This is a genomic window from Xanthomonas sp. NCPPB 2632 (genome assembly GCF_041228075.2).
GTDB lineage: Bacteria > Pseudomonadota > Gammaproteobacteria > Xanthomonadales > Rhodanobacteraceae > Luteibacter.
Genome location: NZ_CM192979.1, coordinates 802,792 through 821,939, shown reverse-complemented (window position 1 = coordinate 821,939; position 19,148 = coordinate 802,792). Strand labels below are relative to the sequence as shown.

Sequence of the window (19,148 nt, the reverse complement as noted above, 5' to 3'; positions counted from 1 at the left end):
GGAATCAGCCGCCCTTGCTCTCGCTCGCCTCCAGCGCCTCACGCACCTTGCGCAGCAGGGCACGCGACTGGATCGGCTTGTGCAGCACGTAGAGGTGATCCAGCTGCGGCAGTTCGTCGAGGTTGGGCGGGGCGTCCGGACGGGCCAGCAACAGCACCGCGCGGCTGTAGCCGTGCTCGAGCAGCGCGGCCAGCGTGCGCACGCCGGTGAACAGGTTCATATCGGCGTCCATCACCACGAGGTCCGGCACGCCGTGGGCCTCGATCCATTGCAGCGCGGCCGTGCCACTCTGGCTGGCGCCAGCCTGGTAGCCATACGCATCCAGCGTGTCGACCAGCAACGACAGCTGCACCGCTTCCTCGACGACCACGAGCACGCGCTCGGCTTCGCCCTGCAGCGACGCATCCATGATGGACGCCGGGGCGGCATCCTCGTCCTCGCTGTTGAGTGGCAGGTAGAGGTGGAACTGCGTGCCTTCACCCACCACGCTGCGCACGCGCATGAGGCCGCCGTGGCTGGCGACGATGCGCTTGCACGAGAGCAGGCCGAGGCCCGTGCCGGTCTCCTTGGTGGTGAAGAACGGCTCGAACAGGCGCGACAGGACTTCCGGCGGCATGCCCAGTCCCGTATCGATCACGGACAGGCGCAGGTAACGGCCCGGGTGCGGCTGCTCGCCTTCGAGGAAAAAGTCGTCCGCCAGGCTCGCCTGCGCGGTCTCGATACGCAGCGTGCCGCCGGCAGGCATGGCCTGGAAAGCGTTGAGGCTGAGGTTGAGCAGGCACTGCTGCAGTTCGGTGTGGTTGCCCTCGAAGGTGACATCCGCGTCGTAGACCTCGATCGTCATGTCGACGGTGCGCGGCACGCTGCCCTGCAACAGCAATTTCAAGGCATCCAGCAGGGCGCCCAGGCGCACCTGTTCCGCGCGCCGCGCGCCCCGCGCGAACGACAGCATCGACGACACCATCTCCAGGCCACGGCGGCCACAGTCGCGCACCAGCGTGCCCAGGCGGGCGAGGCGCGGGTCGTCGGCATAGTCTTCCAGCGTATCGCCGGCCAGCAACAGCGGCTGCAGCAGGTTGCGCAGGTCGTGGCTGAGGCCGCCGGCGAGCAGGGCCAGGCTCTCGAAGCGCTGCGCGCGGATTAGTTCCTGCTCCGCACGCGCGCGACCGCGCTGCTCTTCCGCTTCGCGCAGGGCACGCCTTACGGCGGACGCCAGTCGCGCCGTGTTGTGCTTGAGGATGTAATCCGTGGCGCCGTTGCGCAGTGCCTCGATAGCGGCTTCCTCACCGAGGGTGGCCGAGATGAAGATGAAGGGTATGGCGGTATTGCGTTCGCGCAGCAGCTGCAAGGCCCGCTCACCGCTGAAGGTGGGCAGGCTGAGGTCGGACAGCACGATATGCGGGTCGAAGTCGTCGAGGCCCGCGAGGAACGCCGCCTCGTCGTCGACGAGCAACACCTCGTAGTCGAGCCCGTCCTGCTCCAGCTCGGCCTGGATGAGCTCCGCATCGAGCTCGTTGTCCTCCACCTGGAGGATGCGCACTTTCCGGTTCTGGTCCTGCCCACCCATGTCAGTCGCCCGGCTCCTGGCTCAATCGCCTTCCGGGCGCTGGTTCAGCACCGCCCAGAAGTGGCCGAGCGTCTGCACGGCGGTGAAGAACTGCTGCACGTCGACCGGCTTGAGCACATAGGCGTTCACGCCGAGGTCCCAGCTGCGGGCCAGGTCGCTCTCTTCGCGCGACGAGGAAAGGATCACCACCGGCAGGCGGCGCCACCGCTCTTCCGTTCGCAACTCCTTGAGGACCTCCAGGCCATCCTTGCGCGGCATCTTGATGTCCAGCAGGATCACCGCCGGGTCGCCCGGCTCACGTGTCGCGTAGGGGCCGCGGCGGTGCAGCCAGTCGAGGCAGTCCACGCCGTCCTCCACGTGCACCACGGGATTGGCCAGCTTCGCTTCCTTCAGGGCGTCCATCGCCATTTCCGCATCGGCCATCGAATCTTCGACGATGAGGATCGTGTGCAGCTTGGCCTTGGCGTCGATCATGTGTCACCTGTGTGGGCGTCCGCATTATCGGAAGCCGGCAATGAGAAGTGGAACGTCGCGCCGAGGTCCGTCTCGCCCTCGGCCCAGGTCCGCCCGCCATGTCGCGCAACGATGCGGCGCACATTGGCCAGACCGATACCGTTACCCGGGAACTCCGAGGCGCGGTGCAGGCGCTGGAAGACACCGAACAGCTTGCTTGCGTACTGCATGTCGAATCCGGCGCCGTTGTCGCGCACGGAAAACTCGTAGTCACCCGCCGCGCTGCGCTCGAGGGAGACCTCGATGATCGCCTTTTCGCGGTTGGCGGTGTACTTGACCGCGTTACCCAGCAGGTTCTGCCAGACGGTGCGCAGCATGTTCTCGTCGCCGACGACGATGGGCAGGGGAGCGATCCGCCACTCGATCTGGCGGTCGCGCGCCTCGGTTTCAACCAGGGCGCGGGCCTCTTCCACCAGCGACTGCATATCCACCGCCTGCAGCCGCAACGCGCCGCGGCCCAGGCGGGAGAACACCAGCAGGTCGTCGATCAGCTGCGCCATGCGGCGGGAGGAATGGGTGATGACGTCGATGTAGTGCCTGACCCGGTCGTCGGAACGGTCGGCCAGGTGCGCTTCCAGCTTGCCAGCGAACCCGGCGATGTGCCGCAGCGGCGCACGCAGGTCGTGCGAGACGGAATAGCTGAAGGCCTCCAGCTCGCGGTTGACGTCGGAGATCTGCTCCACCTTGCCCTCGAGCTGGCGATTGAGCTCGCTGACCTTCTGCTCGACCAGCGCTCGCGCCGTGATGTCGCTGACGGTCAGCAAGACCGCCGGCGCATCGTTGTCCGACTCTTCGATACGGCGTGCATTGATCACCACGAAGCGGTCGATGCCGTCCACGGTGCGCTGGGTGAGTTCGTAATCCCACAGTTCGCGATCGCGCGCCACCACGTCGCTGAGGCGCTGCAACAGCGACGTGTCGCTCCATGCGCCTTCGCCGATCTCGTTGATCGGCAGCTTGCTGTCACGCTCACGGTCGAAACCGTACAGCTCTGCGAACGCCGTATTGACCAGCAAGGTACGCAGCGAAGCGTCCAGCATGGCGATGGGCTCGCGCACGGCCTGCACGATCAGTTGGGAGCGATTCACGGCGTCGGACGCCTGCACCTCCGCTTTCAGGCGGATCGCGATCTGTCGCTCGGACACCACCACCACGATCGCCAGCAGCGCGATCTGCGCCAGCGAGGCGATCAGCAGCACCGTGCGGTTGTCCGATGCCGAATCCAGGGCCTGCATGCGCCGCTGTTCCAGCAGCGTGGATTCCTCCGCCAGCAGGTCGATCACCGTCTGGCGAATGGGAAAGAGGACGCGTATGTCCTCCATGGCCTTGAATGCGCCTTCGCGATCGCCCGCCCTGAGCCGGTCCATCGCCCGCTCGCAAAGGGTCGCCCGGCTGTTCGCCATCGCCTCCAGGCCGCCCAGCCGCGTGAGCTGCTGCGGATTGTCGGACATCATCCGGCGCAGGTCGCTCATCAGACCGGGAACCAGCTTGCGGTTCGCGGACAGCCGCTCTTCCAGCTGGGGGTCGGCCGGCGCGCCCGCCAGGAGGCTGTACGCCGCCGCCTCGCTGCCGCGCAGGATGGCGTCGACGCGATAGACGCCCGCCTTGATCTCGGCCGTATGGGTGACCCAGTCGCGGGTGGACAGGGCGGCATCCGAACTGGACCGATTGACCGCGTACGGCAAGGCCACGATGACGAGCACTGCCGTGAGCAGACTCGCGATACGCCAGCGCGCCCCCATCCTTACGATCATGCTGTCGTGATCCCCGCGACGAATCCTGCCCCTGAAGGACATGGATTATAGACGCTGGGTACTTCGATTCGCTGGTGACGCAAGGACACACCCTGGGGACGCGATAACGGGTACGCCCCTTCCCGCCACGTGCCGGTCCGGCAGCGGCGGGATAAGTGACGCACCCGTTGGATGGAAGGCGTGCTTAATGCCCAAAAAGACGTGAAGGTCCCGTGAGTCCTGCCGAAGGCGCGCTCAGGGAGCCGCCCCGGTCATCGAGTAAGGCGCCGAGCCCGGTTGCTGGCCCCAGCCTTTTGCCGGCTCCGCCTGCATGGTGAAGTGCAGCTCACCCCCGGCCACGATCTCCTCGTGACGGATGAAGGTGCGGTCCAGCGGCTTGCCGTCGAGCGTCACCCGGCCGACATAGGGGTGGGCCGCATCGAGCCGGTCGGTGGACACCGTGAACCGCTTGCCGCCGGGCAGGTTGAGCGTGGCCTTCGCCACGAACGGCCGCCCGATCACGTACTCGTTGCTGCCGGGCGCTACCGGGTAGAAGCCCAGCGAGCTGAAGATGTACCAGGCGGACATCTGGCCCAGGTCGTCATTGCCGACCAGGCCAGTGGGCGTGGGGGAGTATTGCGTCTTCATGATCTGGACCAGACGTTCCTGCGTCTTCCAGGGCTGGCCGGCGTAGTCGTACAGGTAGGCCACCTGGTGGCTGGGCTCGTTGCCGTGCGCATACCAGCCGATTAGGCCGGTGATGTCCTCGACGTGGGCGAACGACTTGGGGTCCACCTTGGCATCGAACACCGAATCCAGTTTCTTGACGAAGGCATCCGCTCCGCCCAGGGCCGCGATCAGTCCGGCGACGTCCTGCGGCACGTACCAGGAGTACTGCCACGCGTTGCCTTCGGTGTAATCGCTACCATAGGCGGCCGACGACGGATCGAACGGTTCGCGGAAGGCGCCATCGCTCTTGCGCGCGCGAAGGAAGCCGGTGCGGGTGTCGAAGCTGTTCTTCCAGTTGCCGGCACGCTTCATGAAGGTCGCGGCGACATCGTCCTTGCCCATAGCCTTGGCCATGCGCGCCAGCGACCAGTCGTCGAACGCGTACTCGACGGTCTTGGACGCGGCTTCGGGCTGCCGGTCGATCGGCACATAGCCGAGCTTCATGTAATCGTCCAGGCCTCCGTAGGGACCGTACGTGGCACTGGCGACCATCGCCGCCAGCGCCTTGTCGGCATCGAACCCGCGGATACCCTTCATATAGGCATCGGCGATGACCGGCACGGCGTGGTAGCCGACCATGCACCAGGTTTCCATGCCCTGGTAGGCCCAGATCGGCAGGATGCCGAAGGGGCTGGCTTCGCGCGCCGCGATCAGCGAGTTGACGAACTGGCTGCTCATGTCGGGGCGCAGCAGCGTCACCAGCGGCTGCTGCGCGCGGTATACGTCCCACAGCGACCACGTGGAATAGAAGTCGAAGCCCTTGGCGGTGTGCACCTGGTTGTCGGGGCCGCGGTACTGCCCGTTGACGTCCATCGACAGGCTGGGCGAGATCATCGCGTGGTACAGCGCGGTGTAGAACATGCGGCGGGTGTCCGCCGGTGCCTGCACGTCCACCGTCGACAGCACCTTTTCCCACGCCCCGCGCGCCTCGGCGCGGCGCGCGTCGAAGTCGAAGCCCTGGCCATCGGTGTCCAGGTTGGCCATCGCGTTGTCCTCGCTCACCGAGGACACGGCGACCTTCACCACCAGCGGCGTGCCCAGGTTCCCGAAGTCGAACACGCCCTCCAGCGCGCGACCGCTGATGCCGTCGGTGTCGTCGGCACGGTTGCCCGGCCCACCGAAGCCGCGGTAGGCGATCGCCTCCTCGCGGTTTTTCAGCGCGCGGGAGGTCATCGGCTGGTTGAAACGCATGGCGAAATACAGCTGGCGGCCGGGGGCCCAGCCCCGCGTGGTGCGTCCGCCGGTAACCGTGCCGTCCGCGCGCACGCGCAGCGACGACCACAGCACCTTGCCGTCGTAGTCGTAGATGCTCGGCCGCAGGTCGAGCAGCAGGTGCGCCGGCTTGCCGGCCGGGAAGGTGTAGCGATGCCAGCCTACCCGGGCACCGGCGGTCAGTTCCGCACGTACGCCGTAGTCGGCCAGCGTAACGGCGTAGTACCCTGCCTCGGCACGTTCGGTCTTATGGTCGAAACGCGAGCGATAGCCGCTGCCGGGCTTGTCGGGCGAGCCCGGGTCCAGCTTCACGTCACCGGCAACGGGCATGACGAGGACATCGCCCAGGTCGGAATGGCCGCTGCCGGAGAAATGCGTATGGGAGAAACCGAGGATGCTCGTGTCGCCGTACTGGTAGCCGGCGGCCCATTTGTAGGCGTGCTTGAAATCCGGCATCGCCGTGTCGGGAGACAGCTGGATCATGCCGAAGGGCACCGTGGCGCCCGGAAAGGTATGACCGTCCCCACCCGTGCCGATCATCGGATCGACCGCCGAAAAGGCGCTGGTGGGTCTGTCGGTGGCGGCGGCGGCAAGTATCGGCAGGGTGAGGCCCAGGGCGACGGAAAGCAGGCCGCGACGCAGGCGGGCGGAGTTCGGCATGGATGGATCCCCTCGAATGAACGCTTGACGAGCGGTCACGATCGTTTGGATCGTGACAAACGGATCGAACGTAGCAAAGATAGCCGGCCCATGCATGTTGCAGTGCGTGATGCATCCCAGACCACACCGCGCGATGATCGCCCGGTTTAGATCGTTTGAAGGAGCCCTGAATGCCGAGGATCGCCCCGCAACGCCGCAAGGTGACCCTCGCCGACATCGCGCTGGGGTGCGATGTGTCGCGGGCCACGGTATCGCTGGTCCTGCGCGGCAGCCCTCTGGTCAACTCCGCGACGCGCGCGCGGGTCGAGGCGGAGCTCAAACGGCAAGGCTACGTCTACAACCGTGCGGCGGCCAACCTGCGCCGGCGCACGTCTTCCAGCATCGGCCTGGTCATCAACGATTTGGGCAACCCGTTCTTCGCCGAGTTCGCGGCGGGCGCCGACGAGGCGTTGGCCAGCGCCGGCTACGTCACCCTGCTGGGCAATACCGGCGAATCGCCGGACCGCCAGCAGGCCGTGCTCAACTCCCTGATCGAACACGGCCCCGCCGGCATCATCCTCTCGCCGGCCGAAGGCAGCGAGGGCGAGCAGGTGCTGGCGGCGGTCGGCATGCACACGCCCCTGCTGGTGTTCAACCGCGAGCTGCCGGACGACGAAGGCGCCCATCGCTGGGACACCCTGGAGATGGACAACGAGCACGGCGCCCGACTCGCCACCGAACACCTGATCGGCCTCGGCCATCGTCGCATCGCCTTCTTCGGCGGCCACCGCGATTCCAGCTCGGTGGCCCAGCGTCGGAAGGGCTATGCCGGCGCCATGCAGGACGCCGGCCTGCCGGTCGATCCCGCCTGGCTGGTGGAAAGCGCGCCCACGCGCCTGGAAGCCGCCCGGCAAACCGGCGCACTGTTCGCCCGCGACCCGGCGCCCACTGCGGCCGTCTGCTACAACGACGCCGTGGCGCTGGGCCTGATCCTCGGCCTGACCAAGCGCGGCCGGCGCCCGGGCGAGGATTTCGCCCTGACCGGCTTCGACGATGTGGCGGAGGCCTCGGTGTGCGTGCCGCCCCTCACCACCGTCGCGGTCGATCCGCGCGGCCTGGGCCGGCGCAGCGCCGAACTCATCCTCGAACGCCTTCGCAACCCCGAGACGGACACCGCTTATACGATCGCGCCGGTACGGCTGGTCGTACGCGAAAGCAGTTGCCCGCCCTCTTCACCCTGACCCACCACCTGGAGCGCCCCATGGCCACCGGATCCACGCCATTGCCCACCTCGTCGTCGACGAGCACGGGCGACACCCGTTACACCTACTTCCCGCTCGCCCTCGGCGTGATGACCACGATCTTCTTCATGTGGGGCTTCCTGACCTGCCTGAACGACATCCTGATCCCGCACCTCAAGGGTGTGTTCGAGCTGAACTACTTCCAGGCGATGCTCATCCAGTTCACCTTCTTTGGCGCGTATTTCATCATGGGCCTGCCTGCGGGCAAGCTGGTGGCCGCGCTCGGCTACAAGAAGGGCATCGTTGCCGGCCTGATCATCGCGGGCATCGGCGCGGCGCTGTTCTGGCCCGCCGCCGGTATGCGCGTCTATCCCATCTTCCTCGGCGCGCTGTTCATCCTGGCCACCGGCATCACGGTGCTGCAGGTGGCGGCGAACCCGTACGTCGCGCTGCTGGGTCCCGAGAAGACGGCTTCCAGTCGCCTCACCCTCGCCCAGGCCCTCAACTCGTTCGGCACCTTCCTCGCTCCGTTCTTCGGTGGCGTGCTGATCCTGTCCAACGCCGTGAAGAGCAGCGACGACATCGCCAAGCTCAGCGCCGCCGAGCAGGTCACCTACCGCGCGACCGAGGCCAGCGCCGTGCAGGTGCCGTACATCGGCCTGGCCGTGGTGCTGGTGCTGATCGCGATCGGCGTGTATCTGTTCAACCTGCCCAAGTTGGAAGAAACCACCGAGAAGGCCGACGAAGGCCACCACTCGCTGATGGACGCGCTGAAGACCCCGCACGTGTTTTTCGGTGTGCTCGGTATCTTCTTCTACGTCGGTGGTGAAGTCTCGATCGGCAGCTTCATGATCAACTACCTGCAGCTGCCTGAGATCGGCAACATGACGGGCGAAGTCGCCGCGTCGCACGTCGCCTTCTACTGGGGTGGCGCGATGGTCGGCCGCTTCATCGGTTCGGCCCTGCTGGCCAAGTTCTCGCCGCGCGTCCTGCTGGCCGTGTTCGCCGCCATCAACGTGCTGCTCGTCATCACCACCATGATGACCACCGGCACCGTGGCCGTTTACAGCATCGTGGCCATCGGCCTGTTCAACTCGATCATGTTCCCGACGATCTTCTCGCTGGGTATCGAGCGCATGGGTCCGCTCACCAGCAACGCGTCGAGCCTGCTGATCATGGCCATCGTCGGCGGCGCGCTGATCCCGGTCATCCAGGGTGCGGTCGCCGACCACATCGGCCTGCAGCACGCCTTCTTCATCCCGCTCATCTGCTACGCGTACATCGTGTTCTACGGCCTGAGCGGCTCGAAGATCCGCAACGTCCCGGTCGCCGCCAAGGCCGGTTGACGCTCGTCACGACGGCCGGCGCCCCGCCGGCCGTCGTGCTTCCCCTTCCCTGTCCCCAAGGACACGCGTACGCATGTCTTCCATCCTCTGCTTCGGCGAGGCGCTGATCGATTTCCACGCACAGCCCCAGGGCGGCGCCGGTCAGCCTCCCGCCTTCGTTCCGTTCGCCGGTGGCGCCCCCGCCAACGTCGCGGTCGCCTCCGCCCTCCTGGGCGCCAAGGCCCGCTTTGCCGGCATGCTCGCCCGCGACATGTTCGGCGACTTCCTGCTCAAGAGCCTGACCGACCTCGGCGTCGGTACCGACGATGTCGCGCGCACCGACGAGGCGCGCACCGCGCTGGCCTTCGTCGCGCACGATGACAAGGGCGACCGCAGTTTCAGCTTCTATCGTCCGCCCGCGGCCGACCTGCTGTTCCGTCCCGAGCACTTTCGCGCCCAGGCCTTCGACGACCTGTCGATCTTCCACGTCTGCTCCAACTCGCTCACCGAGGCCGCGATCGCCGCGACCACGGTCGAGGGCATGCGCCGCGCCCGCGCGGCCGGGGCGCTGGTCAGCTTCGACATGAACCTTCGGCCGGCCCTGTGGCCGAAGGACGAAGCTCCCCTGCCCCGCCTGTGGGAGACCCTGCACGAGGCGGACCTGATCAAGCTCAGCGCCGAGGAGTTCGCGTTCATCCACACCGACGCCGACACCGACGACGCCGTGCTTGCCCGGCTGTGGGAGGGCAAGGCCCGCCTGCTGCTGGTAACCGACGGTGGTGAACCGATGCGCTGGTTTACCCGCGCGGCAAGCGGCGAGCTGTCCGGCTATGCCGTCGAGGCCGTGGACACCACGGCCGCGGGCGATGCGTTCGTCGGTGGCCTGCTGTCGCGTCTGGACCACGAGGGCGTCACCCCGGCCAGCTTCGACGCGTTAATCGCCCATGAAGCCCGCCTGGTCGAGCTGATCCGTTTTGCCGCCGCCTGCGGTGCGATCACCGCGACCCGCAAGGGCTCGTTCACCGCCATTCCCGACCAGGCCGAAGTGAAGGCCTTCATGGAGAAGCACGCATGACGACTGTCCCCCGCCCCGATTTCCATTCCGTCGACGTCCTCCGCGACCATGTCGCGAAGACCATGGCCTTCTACAAGCCGAACGAGGTCGATCCGGCCGGCGGCTTCTTCCAGTACTTCAAGGACGACGGCTCGGTCTACGACCGCGGCCATCGCCACCTGGTGTCGAGCACGCGCTTCGTCTTCAACCATGCCATGGCCTACCTCGAGTTCAACAAGCCCGAGGACAAGGACCTGGTCATGCACGGCCTGACCTACCTGCGCGAGGTGCACCTCAACCCGGAGACCGGCGGTTACGCCTGGACGATCGCCGACGGCAAGCGCGACGACCAGATGAACCACTGCTACGGCCTGGCCTTCATGCTGCTGGCCTATTCCTGTGGCGTGAAGGTCGGCTTCGACGAAGCGCGCGCGTGGCAGGGCGAGATCTGGGACCTGCTCGAGAAGCGCTACTTCGAGCCGGAGTACGGCCTGTACCGCGACGAGGCGGACAAGGACTGGAACTTCACCGGCTATCGCGGCCAGAACGCCAACATGCACATGACCGAAGCGATGATCGCCGCGTGGGAAGCCACGAAGGAGGATCGTTACCTCGATCGCGCTCTGCTCCTGGCCGAGCACATGACCCAGCGCCAGGCCGGGCTCACCCCGCAGAAGCTGGTGTGGGAGCACTACCACAGCGACTGGACGATCGACTGGGAATACAACCTCGACAACCCCAAGCACCTGTTCCGCCCCTGGGGTTTCCAGCCCGGCCACCAGACCGAGTGGGCGAAGCTGCTGATGATGCTCGATCGCTACACCAAGGGCACGCCGAAGCATAAGGACTGGCTGGTGCCCACCGCGAAGCACCTGTTCGACGAGGCGCTGGACAAGGCCTGGGACAACGAGCACGGCGGCATCGCCTACGGCTTCTCGCCCGAGGGCGATGTCTGCGACGACGACAAGTACTTCTGGGTACAGGCCGAATCGCTGGGCGCTGCGCAGCTGCTGTTCGAAACCACGGGCGAGAAAAAGTACGACGAGGCCTACGAGAAGATCTGGGCCTACAGCTGGCAGCACTTCGTCGATCACACGTACGGCGCCTGGTATCGCATCCTCAAGCGCAACAACGAAAAATACGACGACGAAAAGAGCCCCGCCGGCAAGACCGACTACCACACCATGGGCGCCTGCTACGAGATCATGGCCTCCCTCCGCCGCATGCAAAAAACCGCGTAGGAGCGCACGTTGTGCGCGATCCCTCAATGGCCCTACCGCGAGGGAAGCCGCAAATCATGTTCTGGCGGGCGGTTCCGGACCGCCCGCCAAAGCGGCTCCAGGCTCTGGGCTCTAGACACCCCATCCCAAAGCCACCCGTCCAAGACAACCCATACCCGCCAGACCCGCGACGATAATCGCCGCACCGTATCACCCCGCCCGCCGCCTGGCCGGCGCCTTACGTGACGTCCCCTTCCGCGCCGGATTCTTCTTCGCAACCGCCTTCGCGGGCGCAGCCTTCGCGGCCGCTGCCTTGGCGGGAGCCGCTTTCTTCGCCGCGCCCTTCGCCACTGCTTTCTTCGTCGCAGCCTTGCCGTTGGCGGCTTTCTTCACCGGCATCTTCTCAGTCGGCGTCTTCTTTGCCGGCGTGCGCGTCTTCGCACCCAGGCTCTTCTTCAGCAGCGCCATGAAGTCCACCACGTTGGTGGTGGCGTTTTCCGGTGTGCGGTCGTCATCGTCGTCCACGGTCGTCGTGACGCCCTTGCTCTTGAGCCGTTTCTCGATGACGCCACGCAGCTTGTCGCGAAATTCGTCGCGGTAATCACCGGGCGACCAATCCGCTGCCATGGACTGGATGAGGTCGGCAGCCATCTCGATTTCACGGGGCGAAATGCGATAGGCCGTCGCGGCCTTGTCCGGCAGGTCGTAATCGCTCAGGTCCACGATCTCGGACTGGTAGCGCAGGATATTCAGCACCAGGCCGTCGCCCTGCGGCATCACCGCGGCCAGGTATTCCTTCGTGCGGATGACGACACGCGCGATGCCGATCTTGCCGGTCTTCTTCAGGGTTTCGCGCAGCAGCACGTAGCCCTTCTCGGCCTTCTTCGCCGGCAGGAGAATATAAGGCTTCTCGAAATACGACGGCGCGATGGACCCGGCATCGACGAAGGCGTCGATCTCCACCGTCTCGTGGGCATCGCTGGCGGCGTTCTTGATGTCCTCCTGCTCGAGGACCACGTAGCTGCCTTTCTGGTATTCGAAGGCCTTGACGATGTCCTTCCAGGGCACTTCCTCGCCGGTCTCGGCATTGACACGCTCGTAGCGCACCGGCGTGTTGCTGCGCTGGTCGAGCATGCGGAAATGCAGGTCGTTGCGACGTTCGCCCGACATGAGTCGGATCGGCACGTTGAGCAGGCCGAACGATAACGTACCGGTCCAGATGGGGCGTGCCATGCGGGCGATCCTCGGGCGGCGGGTAAGCCCCGAGGATCGCCCCGACGGCGTGCAGGTAACGCCAACGCTTATTTCGCGCCGTCCACCACGGGCAGCTCGATCGCGCTGGCCTTGCCCGGCGCATGCCATACCTGCTGCGTGGCCTTGCGGTAATCGGCAGGCCTGGCGAAGAAGATATTCGGCACGAAGGTCTGCGGGTTGCGGTCGTAGAGGGGGAACCACGACGATTGCACCTGGACCATCACCCGATGCCCGGGCAGGAAGGTGTGATCCACCGTGGGCAGGCCGAAGCGGTAGGCCAGGGGCGTGTCCGGCGTGAGCGGTTTCGCCTCGGTGAAGCCCTCACGGTAGCGACCACGCAGGATGTCCATCGACACCGCCAGTTCGTAGCCTCCCATGGCGGGACGGGAGGCATTGGTTTCCGGATAGACATCGATGAGCTTCACCACCCAGTCGCTGTCGGTGCCACTGGTGGAGGCGTACAGGTCGACCTGCGGCGCGCCCGCCACACGCAGGGGTGCGGTGAGCGGCTCGGTCACGTAGGTCAGCACATCCGGGCGGCCGTCGACGAAGCGCTGGTCCTGGACCAGCCACGTCGTCCACGACTGACGATCGGCAAAATGGACCGGGCGCGGTACGTAGGGCACCGGCTTGGCGGGGTCGGACACATATGCATCGTAGTCCGACGTACCGGCCTTCGGCGCCTCAAACGACAACTTTCCATTGGCATTCAGGTACAGCGGCCGGGTCTTTTTTCCCTGCGGCCAGGACGAAAAGCGATCCCAGTGGTTTTCGCCGGTGTTGTAGATCAGCACGGGAGGCGTCTTCGCCTTCGGCGCTCCGTCGACCAGATACTGGTTGAAGAACGGCAACAGGACGTCGCGGCGGAACTGCAGCGCGGTGTCGCCGTCCCAGGCCAGCGCACCCAGCGACGAGCCGTCGTAGTTGACCTGGCTGTGGCGCCACGGCCCCATGACCAGGTAGTTCATGTCGTTGGCGCGGTCCTTCGGTTCGACCGCCTCGTAGCTGTGGATGGCGCCCCACATATCCTCCTGGTCCCACAAGCCCTGTATCCACATCACCGGCACTTCAAGCGGCTGTCGCGCCATTTCCCTGTCGAGTGCCTGGGCCTGCCAATAGGCGTCGTAGGCCGGGTGCTCACTCAGCTTTCGCCAGTAAGGCAGCGCGTCGAGACCGGCCGCGCGGGCGTAATCGCCAGCGGAACCGGCCTGGAGAAAATTGGTGTAGTCGTCGTAACCGGCCCGGCTGATGGTCTCGCCCTTGCCACGCCGTGCGTTCTGGCCGGCGATGTAGTCGAAGTTGGTCTGCCGGAACGCGCCGTAATGGAACCAGTCGTCGCCCATCCAGCCATCCACCATCGGGCTCTCGGGTGCGGCCACCTTCAGGGCGGGATGCGGGTTGACCAGCGCCATGACGACGGTGAAACCCTCATAGGACGAACCGATCATGCCGACCTTGCCGTTCGACTCGGGCAGGTTCTTCGTCAGCCAGTCGATGGTGTCGTAGGCGTCGGTGGAGTGATCCACCGCCGATGCATTGAGCGGACCACGCAGCGGGCGGGTCATGACATAGTCGCCCTTGGAACCGTACTTGCCACGGATATCCTGAAAAACACGGATATAGCCGGCATCGACGAACACCTCGTCACCCTGCGGCAGCACGTCGCGCATCGTTTTGGCGTCGGCCCGGCTGGTCCGGCCATCGGCGTCGTACGGTGTGCGTGTCAGCAGGATGGGGGCACGGTGGGCGTTACGTGGCATCACGATCACGGTATGCAGCGTGACCCCGTCGCGCATGGGGATCTCGACCACCCGCTTGATGAAGTCGTCGGCGGCAGTGGGACCGGCAAAGCTCGCCGGGATATCCGGCGTCATCGGTGCGGTCTGGGCATGGGCCAGGCCGGCGGTCACGGCGAACGAAAGCGCCAGCAGGCGCGGCAGGAGCGGGCGGGAGGTCATGGCAGCGGAGTCCTAGGGCGGCAGGCAACCGCCCTAGCGTGCCGCATTGGGGTCGGGACGGCCACGCCCCAAAGGGGGCAAGCACGACGATCGTGCAAAAAAAGCCGCTCCGAAGAGCGGCGTTTTTCTCATCAGGCCCCGAAGGACTCCGACGATGGACGAACTTACTGGGCCGGAGCGGTCGAAGCCGGAGCCGGGGCAGTAGCCGTGGCGGCCGGTGCGGTGGCGGCAGCAGCCGGGGCGTCGGCCGGCATCGAAGCCGGAGCGGCAGCCGGTGCGGTGGCGGCGGCAGCCGGGGCGTCGGCGGGGGCGGCGTTGTCTTCCGACTTGTTGCAGCCCGACAGGGCGGCGACGGCGACGAATGCCAGGGCGGCGATGGAAATGACCTTCATGATTCTTTGCTCCTCAATGTGTAATACATAAACGGGTACGTCGTGGAAATCCTGCCTGGAAGGCAGCATGCCCCAGAGTAGCCGCGTCGGTAGGCGGTTGGAACTCGCATCCTCGACGAAACCGTCCGAAGATAGGCTCTCCTAGGATGCAACGACGATAATGAAGCGTGGATGTCCGGCGGCGCAGCGCTAGACGTGCTCGCAGACATTTTCAGAATAATCGCGTTCCCCCCTCGGAAGCCAGTCCCTATCCTGTCAGCTGGAAGTTGCCATCGGCGCCCTGCCGATGACCAGACAAGGAGAAAGGCCTCGTGAGCACCCCCCACCCCTCCCGCACCCCGCGGCGCAAGCCGCAGCGCCGGCGTTACCTCGCCGCCATGGTCAGTGCCGTCCTGGCACCGGTCGCCGGTGCGGCACCGCCACCCTGGGTCGTCGATGGCGGCATCCTCGACATCCCGGGCGAGGCCTTCGAAACCCGGGGTGAGTCGGAATCCGTGCTCCTCATCAGGGGCGGTGGTGGCGCCACCGCGCGCAGGGCAACCCTCGAAACCTACGGCGGCTCCGCCAGCGCCGTCGAGGTACGCGGGGCGGGCAGCACGTTCGAGATGACCGGCGGCACCCTGAAAACCCACGGCGGTGGTTCCGCGGCCCTCTGGGTCCAGGGCACCCGACGCGCGAATGTCGCACTGCGCGATGTCACCCTCGTGACGGAGGCCGGCGTCGCACGCGGCGCCTATTTCAACCAGGACGGCGCCGACGGGCAGTTCATCCGGGGCAGCGTCACCACCACCGGCAACACGTCGATCGGCGTGCTCGCGGAAAACGGTGGCAGCTTCTCGCTGGCGGGTACGCAGGTTCTCACGACGGGAAAAACCTCGCACGGCGCCGAGGCCACCGGGGCCGACTCATCGCTGCGCGCCAGCAAGGGCGCCACCATCACGACCCAGGGCGAGGGCGCGGCGGGCGTCAACATCGGCGCCCAGGCAGTGGCAACCATCGCCGACAGCACCATCCTCACCCACGGAGCCTATGCGCCGGCACTGGCCGGGCAGGAGCAAAGCGGCACGGTCACCGTGCTCGACACCTCACTCACCACGACCGGCGACAACGCACGTGGCGTCACCACGGCCGACGGCGCCAACATGCGCCTGGAAAGCACACGGATCGACACCGCGGGTGCGGGCGCGACCGGCGTGGACGATCGCGCCTCGTCGGTCGTGCTGATCGACGGCGAGGTATCCACGCGCGGCGACCGGGCGTACGCCGTCAACGCCCGGGGCGGCGAGTACGCCGGCCGCAGCCCCCTCGTCTCGCTCACCGGCACGGCGCTCAAGACGGCCGGCATTTCCGCGCACGCGGTGCAGGCCCTGGGCGGAGGCGAAGTCCGCCTGATAGAAGCCACGGTGACCACCACCGGCGCCACCGCACACGGCATTGCTACCAGTCAGGGCACCGTCCGCGCGGACGATACGCAGATCATGACGCACGGTGCCGGCGCGTATGGCGCCGTCGTGCTGGGCGGCGGCAGCCTATATGTCGACGGGGGCACCATCGGCAGCGAGCACACGGCGGTGCTCCGCCTTCGCGATCCCGGCACCGTACGCTTCGCCCATGGAGCACGCCTCGACGGCGCCGAACACGGCCTGATCGATGTCGATCCGGCGTCCTCGCTTCCGTTCACCGTGGTCCTGGACGAAAATGCGCAGGCCTTTGGCGACATTCGCACCGCAAGCCCATCCACTTCGCCTTCCGCGCAGGCCAGCGGACTGTCCCTGGCCATCAGCCGTCGTGCCTCCTGGACCGGCGCCACCACCATCGTCCGCGATCTCACGCTCGACAGCGGTGGCACGTGGAACGTCACGGCCGACAGCGAGATCGCCAACCTGCACCACCGGGAAGGCACGCTGGCTTTCGCTCCCGCTGCCGCGGGCACGTTTCTCCACCTGACGATCCGGGGCGACTACCACGGACAGGACGGCCTTTTCGTCATGCGCGCGCGCCTGGGCGACGATGGCTCACCCGCCGATCTCATCCATGTGCGGGGCAACGCCTCCGGCTCCGGGCGCATTGCGGTCACCTCTCTCGGCGGTACCGGTGCGGAGACCGTGGACGGTATTCCGCTGATCCGCATCGATGGTCGCTCCGATGCGGTCTTTCGACTGGACGGCCGCGCTGTCGCCAGTGCCTACGAGTATTTTCTGCACAAGGGTTCGGCGCGCGCGCCAGGCGACGGCAACTGGTACCTGCGCTCGTCGCGCGAGCCCGACCCCGTCGTCGATCCGGCGATCGAGCCCCCCGTCACGCCGACACCGGAAAACCCTGACATCGATCTACCGGCGGACGTGCTTCCACCGCCACCGCTGCCGGAGACACCGCGCGTCCTGCGTCCGGAGGTTGGCACCTATCGCGCCAACCAGGCTGCCGCGCTGGACATGTTCCAGGGCGGGATCGGCGGTGGCCAGGACGACGAGCACGACGATGTCCGAAAGAGTGTCTGGGTGCGCTTCGATCGCCGACACACGGCGTTCGACATCGGCGACCAACTCGCGTCGACCAGCGGATCGAGCGAACTCACCCTCGGCGCCGACCTTCTCCGCGGCGCCTCGGATGCCGAGGGCTACGCCGGCGTCATGGCATCGACGGGCCGCGCCGACACAGGCGCCCGGTCCCGTGTCACGGGCTACGCCGCCAAAGGCCGCGTCCGCGGTTCGGCAGGTGGGCTGTACGCGGGTATCCGCACCGACAACGGCATCTACGTCCGCGGGTGGACCCAATACGCCCACCTCAGTCAGCGCGTGGAGGGCAGTGCGTTGCGCATGGAGCGTTACGGCAGCGGCAACCTCAGTGCCAGCATCGAAGCAGGCCGACGCTGGCGCCGCGCGCTCAATCCCGATACCGATGTCTACCTGGAGCCGCAGGCGCAAGTTACGGCCATGCGCCTGAGCGGTGGCGCGCATCGCGAGGCCAACGGCACGCAAGTGGCTCCGCTGCACGGTAGCGGGGCCACCGCACGCCTGGGCCTTCGTGGTGCGGCGCGCTGGCACACGCCGTCCGGGCACACGGCGTCGCCCTACTTCACGGCCAGCTGGCTGCGTCGCCTGGGCCACCTGGATGCCACCCGCTTCGACGGCGACGCATTTTCCCCGGGCGTGCCACGCAATGCGTACGCCATAAAACTGGGGCTCACCTTCCTCCGTGCCACGCACTGGCGGATGTGGACGGATGTCGAAACGCGCTTCGGTGCCAACGGCTACCGTCGCGTCACGGGCAGCCTGGGTATCCGACGGGTCTGGTGAATCATGTTTCCGGATCGCCGCAAGGCGATCCGGAGCATCGGGTTGCCTCAGCCCACAACGTCATCACCCCACGACTTCGGGGGACACCGCCACGGAACGCTTCGCGGTAACGGTGCTGCCGATGGACGCCAGCACGATGCAGCCGATGGCCAGCCACTGCGACAGCGCGAGTATCTCGCCGAGCAGCAGCATCGCCAGCAAGGAGGCCACGGCAGGCTCCAGGCTGACCATGATGCCGAAGGTCTCACTCGGCAATCGTTTCAACGCCATCATCTCCAATGACATGGGAATGGCGCTCGATATCACCGCCACGCCCAGGCCCGCGAGCAGCACGCCCGGCTCGAACAAGGCCGCACCGGCATGCATCACGCCAAACGGCACGACGACGAGGCTCGCCGCCACCAGTCCGAGCGACACGGAATGGCCGGCGTGCAGGTGCCCGGCCTGTTTACCGAAGACGATATACAGGCCCCAGCAAACCGCCGCACCCAGGGCAAACATCACGCCGGTCGTATCGACGGTACTCCGCCCACCCAGCGGCAGCAGTATGGCCAGCCCGACCGCAGCGCAGGCAAGCCAGACAAAATCCACCGCACGGCGCGAACCGATCATGGCGACCGCCAGCGGCCCGCTGAATTCGATGGCGACGGCCACACCAAAGGGAATGGTCTTCAGCGCCATGTAAAACAACAGGTTCATGACACCGAGCGTCAAGCCATAGCGCACCACGAAACCGGCGTCGCGCCGGTTCAACGGCCACCGCCAGGGTCGCCACACCACCAGCAGTACCAACGCTGAGAAACCCACCCGCAGGGCCGATGTGCCTTCGGCGCCGATAAGCGGAAACAGCGTCTTCGCAAACGACGTACCGATGCACAACGACGTGACCGAGCCGAGCACGGCAAGGGCCGGCAGCCAGAGAGGGACGGGGCGGGAATTCATGCCGCCACTTTAACGAGATGGGAACATGCATGCCATCGATCGTTTGGCCGTCCATTGGGAAGGCCGCTGGAGA

Annotated in this window: 13 protein-coding genes; 5 read left to right on the top strand and 8 right to left on the bottom strand. The window is 66.5% G+C overall.

What is annotated here, in order from left to right; genetic code table 11:
* Nucleotides 1–4 precede the first annotated feature (4 nt).
* The 4 genes from AB8808_RS03585 to AB8808_RS03570 form a co-directional block, all read right to left on the bottom strand.
* Complete coding sequence (locus tag AB8808_RS03585; protein ID WP_369926811.1) at nt 5–1,567, bottom strand: ATP-binding response regulator; 1,563 nt, start codon at nt 1,565–1,567, stop codon at nt 5–7.
* Nucleotides 1,568–1,588: 21 nt separating this feature from the next.
* A complete protein-coding gene (locus AB8808_RS03580; protein ID WP_369926809.1) occupies nt 1,589–2,041 on the bottom strand; it encodes a response regulator in 453 nt (150 codons plus the stop codon).
* On the bottom strand, nt 2,038–3,834 hold the full coding sequence (locus AB8808_RS03575; protein WP_369926807.1) for a sensor histidine kinase: 1,797 nt from the start codon (nt 3,832–3,834) through the stop codon (nt 2,038–2,040). Before AB8808_RS03575 ends, AB8808_RS03580 begins: the two co-directional genes overlap by 4 nt.
* A 234-nt stretch (nt 3,835–4,068) precedes the next feature.
* Nucleotides 4,069–6,414 carry a GH92 family glycosyl hydrolase gene (locus AB8808_RS03570; protein ID WP_369926805.1) on the bottom strand — a complete coding sequence of 782 codons (2,346 nt, stop codon included), beginning with the start codon at nt 6,412–6,414 and terminating at the stop codon, nt 4,069–4,071.
* A 170-nt stretch (nt 6,415–6,584) separates the two neighbouring features.
* Between AB8808_RS03570 and AB8808_RS03565 the strand changes: the two genes are divergently transcribed.
* The 4 genes from AB8808_RS03565 to AB8808_RS03550 all read left to right on the top strand — a co-directional run bounded on the left by AB8808_RS03565 (nt 6,585) and on the right by AB8808_RS03550 (nt 11,254).
* Nucleotides 6,585–7,634 carry a LacI family DNA-binding transcriptional regulator gene (locus tag AB8808_RS03565; RefSeq protein ID WP_369926803.1) on the top strand — a complete coding sequence of 350 codons (1,050 nt, stop codon included), beginning with the start codon at nt 6,585–6,587 and terminating at the stop codon, nt 7,632–7,634.
* 110 nt (nt 7,635–7,744) lie between these two features.
* Nucleotides 7,745–8,980: an L-fucose:H+ symporter permease gene (gene fucP / locus AB8808_RS03560; protein ID WP_354515752.1), complete on the top strand. Its 1,236-nt coding sequence runs from the start codon at nt 7,745–7,747 to the stop codon at nt 8,978–8,980.
* Between the two features lie 73 nt (nt 8,981–9,053).
* Entirely contained in the window at nt 9,054–10,034 is a 981-nt protein-coding gene (locus AB8808_RS03555; protein WP_369926801.1) for a carbohydrate kinase family protein, read from the top strand.
* Nucleotides 10,031–11,254 (top strand): AGE family epimerase/isomerase, encoded by a 1,224-nt coding sequence (locus tag AB8808_RS03550; protein WP_369926799.1) that lies wholly within the window; start codon nt 10,031–10,033, stop codon nt 11,252–11,254. Before AB8808_RS03555 ends, AB8808_RS03550 begins: the two co-directional genes overlap by 4 nt.
* A gap of 189 nt (nt 11,255–11,443) precedes the next feature.
* On the opposite strand, the gene ku is transcribed toward AB8808_RS03550, so the two are convergent.
* The 3 genes from ku to AB8808_RS03535 form a co-directional block, all read right to left on the bottom strand.
* Nucleotides 11,444–12,466: a non-homologous end joining protein Ku gene (ku, locus tag AB8808_RS03545; protein WP_369926797.1), complete on the bottom strand. Its 1,023-nt coding sequence runs from the start codon at nt 12,464–12,466 to the stop codon at nt 11,444–11,446.
* A gap of 68 nt (nt 12,467–12,534) precedes the next feature.
* Nucleotides 12,535–14,445 carry a CocE/NonD family hydrolase gene (locus AB8808_RS03540; protein WP_369926795.1) on the bottom strand — a complete coding sequence of 637 codons (1,911 nt, stop codon included), beginning with the start codon at nt 14,443–14,445 and terminating at the stop codon, nt 12,535–12,537.
* 164 nt (nt 14,446–14,609) lie between these two features.
* On the bottom strand, nt 14,610–14,837 hold the full coding sequence (locus AB8808_RS03535; protein ID WP_369926793.1) for a hypothetical protein: 228 nt from the start codon (nt 14,835–14,837) through the stop codon (nt 14,610–14,612).
* Between the two features lie 311 nt (nt 14,838–15,148).
* Between AB8808_RS03535 and AB8808_RS03530 the strand changes: the two genes are divergently transcribed.
* Entirely contained in the window at nt 15,149–18,133 is a 2,985-nt protein-coding gene (locus tag AB8808_RS03530; protein WP_369926791.1) for an autotransporter family protein, read from the top strand.
* Between the two features lie 63 nt (nt 18,134–18,196).
* On the opposite strand, the gene AB8808_RS03525 is transcribed toward AB8808_RS03530, so the two are convergent.
* A complete protein-coding gene (locus tag AB8808_RS03525) occupies nt 18,197–19,075 on the bottom strand; it encodes an EamA family transporter (RefSeq protein ID WP_369926790.1) in 879 nt (292 codons plus the stop codon).
* Between the last annotated feature and the right edge of the window lie 73 nt (nt 19,076–19,148).

Excerpts from the sequence above, each read along its gene's own strand:
- AB8808_RS03585 (WP_369926811.1), bottom strand. The coding sequence starts at position 1,567 with ATGGGTGGGCAGGACCAGAACCGGAAAGTGCGCATCCTCCAGGTGGAG.
- AB8808_RS03580 (WP_369926809.1), bottom strand. The coding sequence starts at position 2,041 with ATGATCGACGCCAAGGCCAAGCTGCACACGATCCTCATCGTCGAAGAT.
- AB8808_RS03575 (WP_369926807.1), bottom strand. The coding sequence starts at position 3,834 with ATGATCGTAAGGATGGGGGCGCGCTGGCGTATCGCGAGTCTGCTCACG.
- AB8808_RS03570 (WP_369926805.1), bottom strand. The coding sequence starts at position 6,414 with ATGCCGAACTCCGCCCGCCTGCGTCGCGGCCTGCTTTCCGTCGCCCTG.
- AB8808_RS03565 (WP_369926803.1), top strand. The coding sequence starts at position 6,585 with ATGCCGAGGATCGCCCCGCAACGCCGCAAGGTGACCCTCGCCGACATC.
- fucP (WP_354515752.1), top strand. The coding sequence starts at position 7,745 with ATGACCACGATCTTCTTCATGTGGGGCTTCCTGACCTGCCTGAACGAC.
- AB8808_RS03555 (WP_369926801.1), top strand. The coding sequence starts at position 9,054 with ATGTCTTCCATCCTCTGCTTCGGCGAGGCGCTGATCGATTTCCACGCA.
- AB8808_RS03550 (WP_369926799.1), top strand. The coding sequence starts at position 10,031 with ATGACGACTGTCCCCCGCCCCGATTTCCATTCCGTCGACGTCCTCCGC.
- ku (WP_369926797.1), bottom strand. The coding sequence starts at position 12,466 with ATGGCACGCCCCATCTGGACCGGTACGTTATCGTTCGGCCTGCTCAAC.
- AB8808_RS03540 (WP_369926795.1), bottom strand. The coding sequence starts at position 14,445 with ATGACCTCCCGCCCGCTCCTGCCGCGCCTGCTGGCGCTTTCGTTCGCC.
- AB8808_RS03535 (WP_369926793.1), bottom strand. The coding sequence starts at position 14,837 with ATGAAGGTCATTTCCATCGCCGCCCTGGCATTCGTCGCCGTCGCCGCC.
- AB8808_RS03525 (WP_369926790.1), bottom strand. The coding sequence starts at position 19,075 with ATGAATTCCCGCCCCGTCCCTCTCTGGCTGCCGGCCCTTGCCGTGCTC.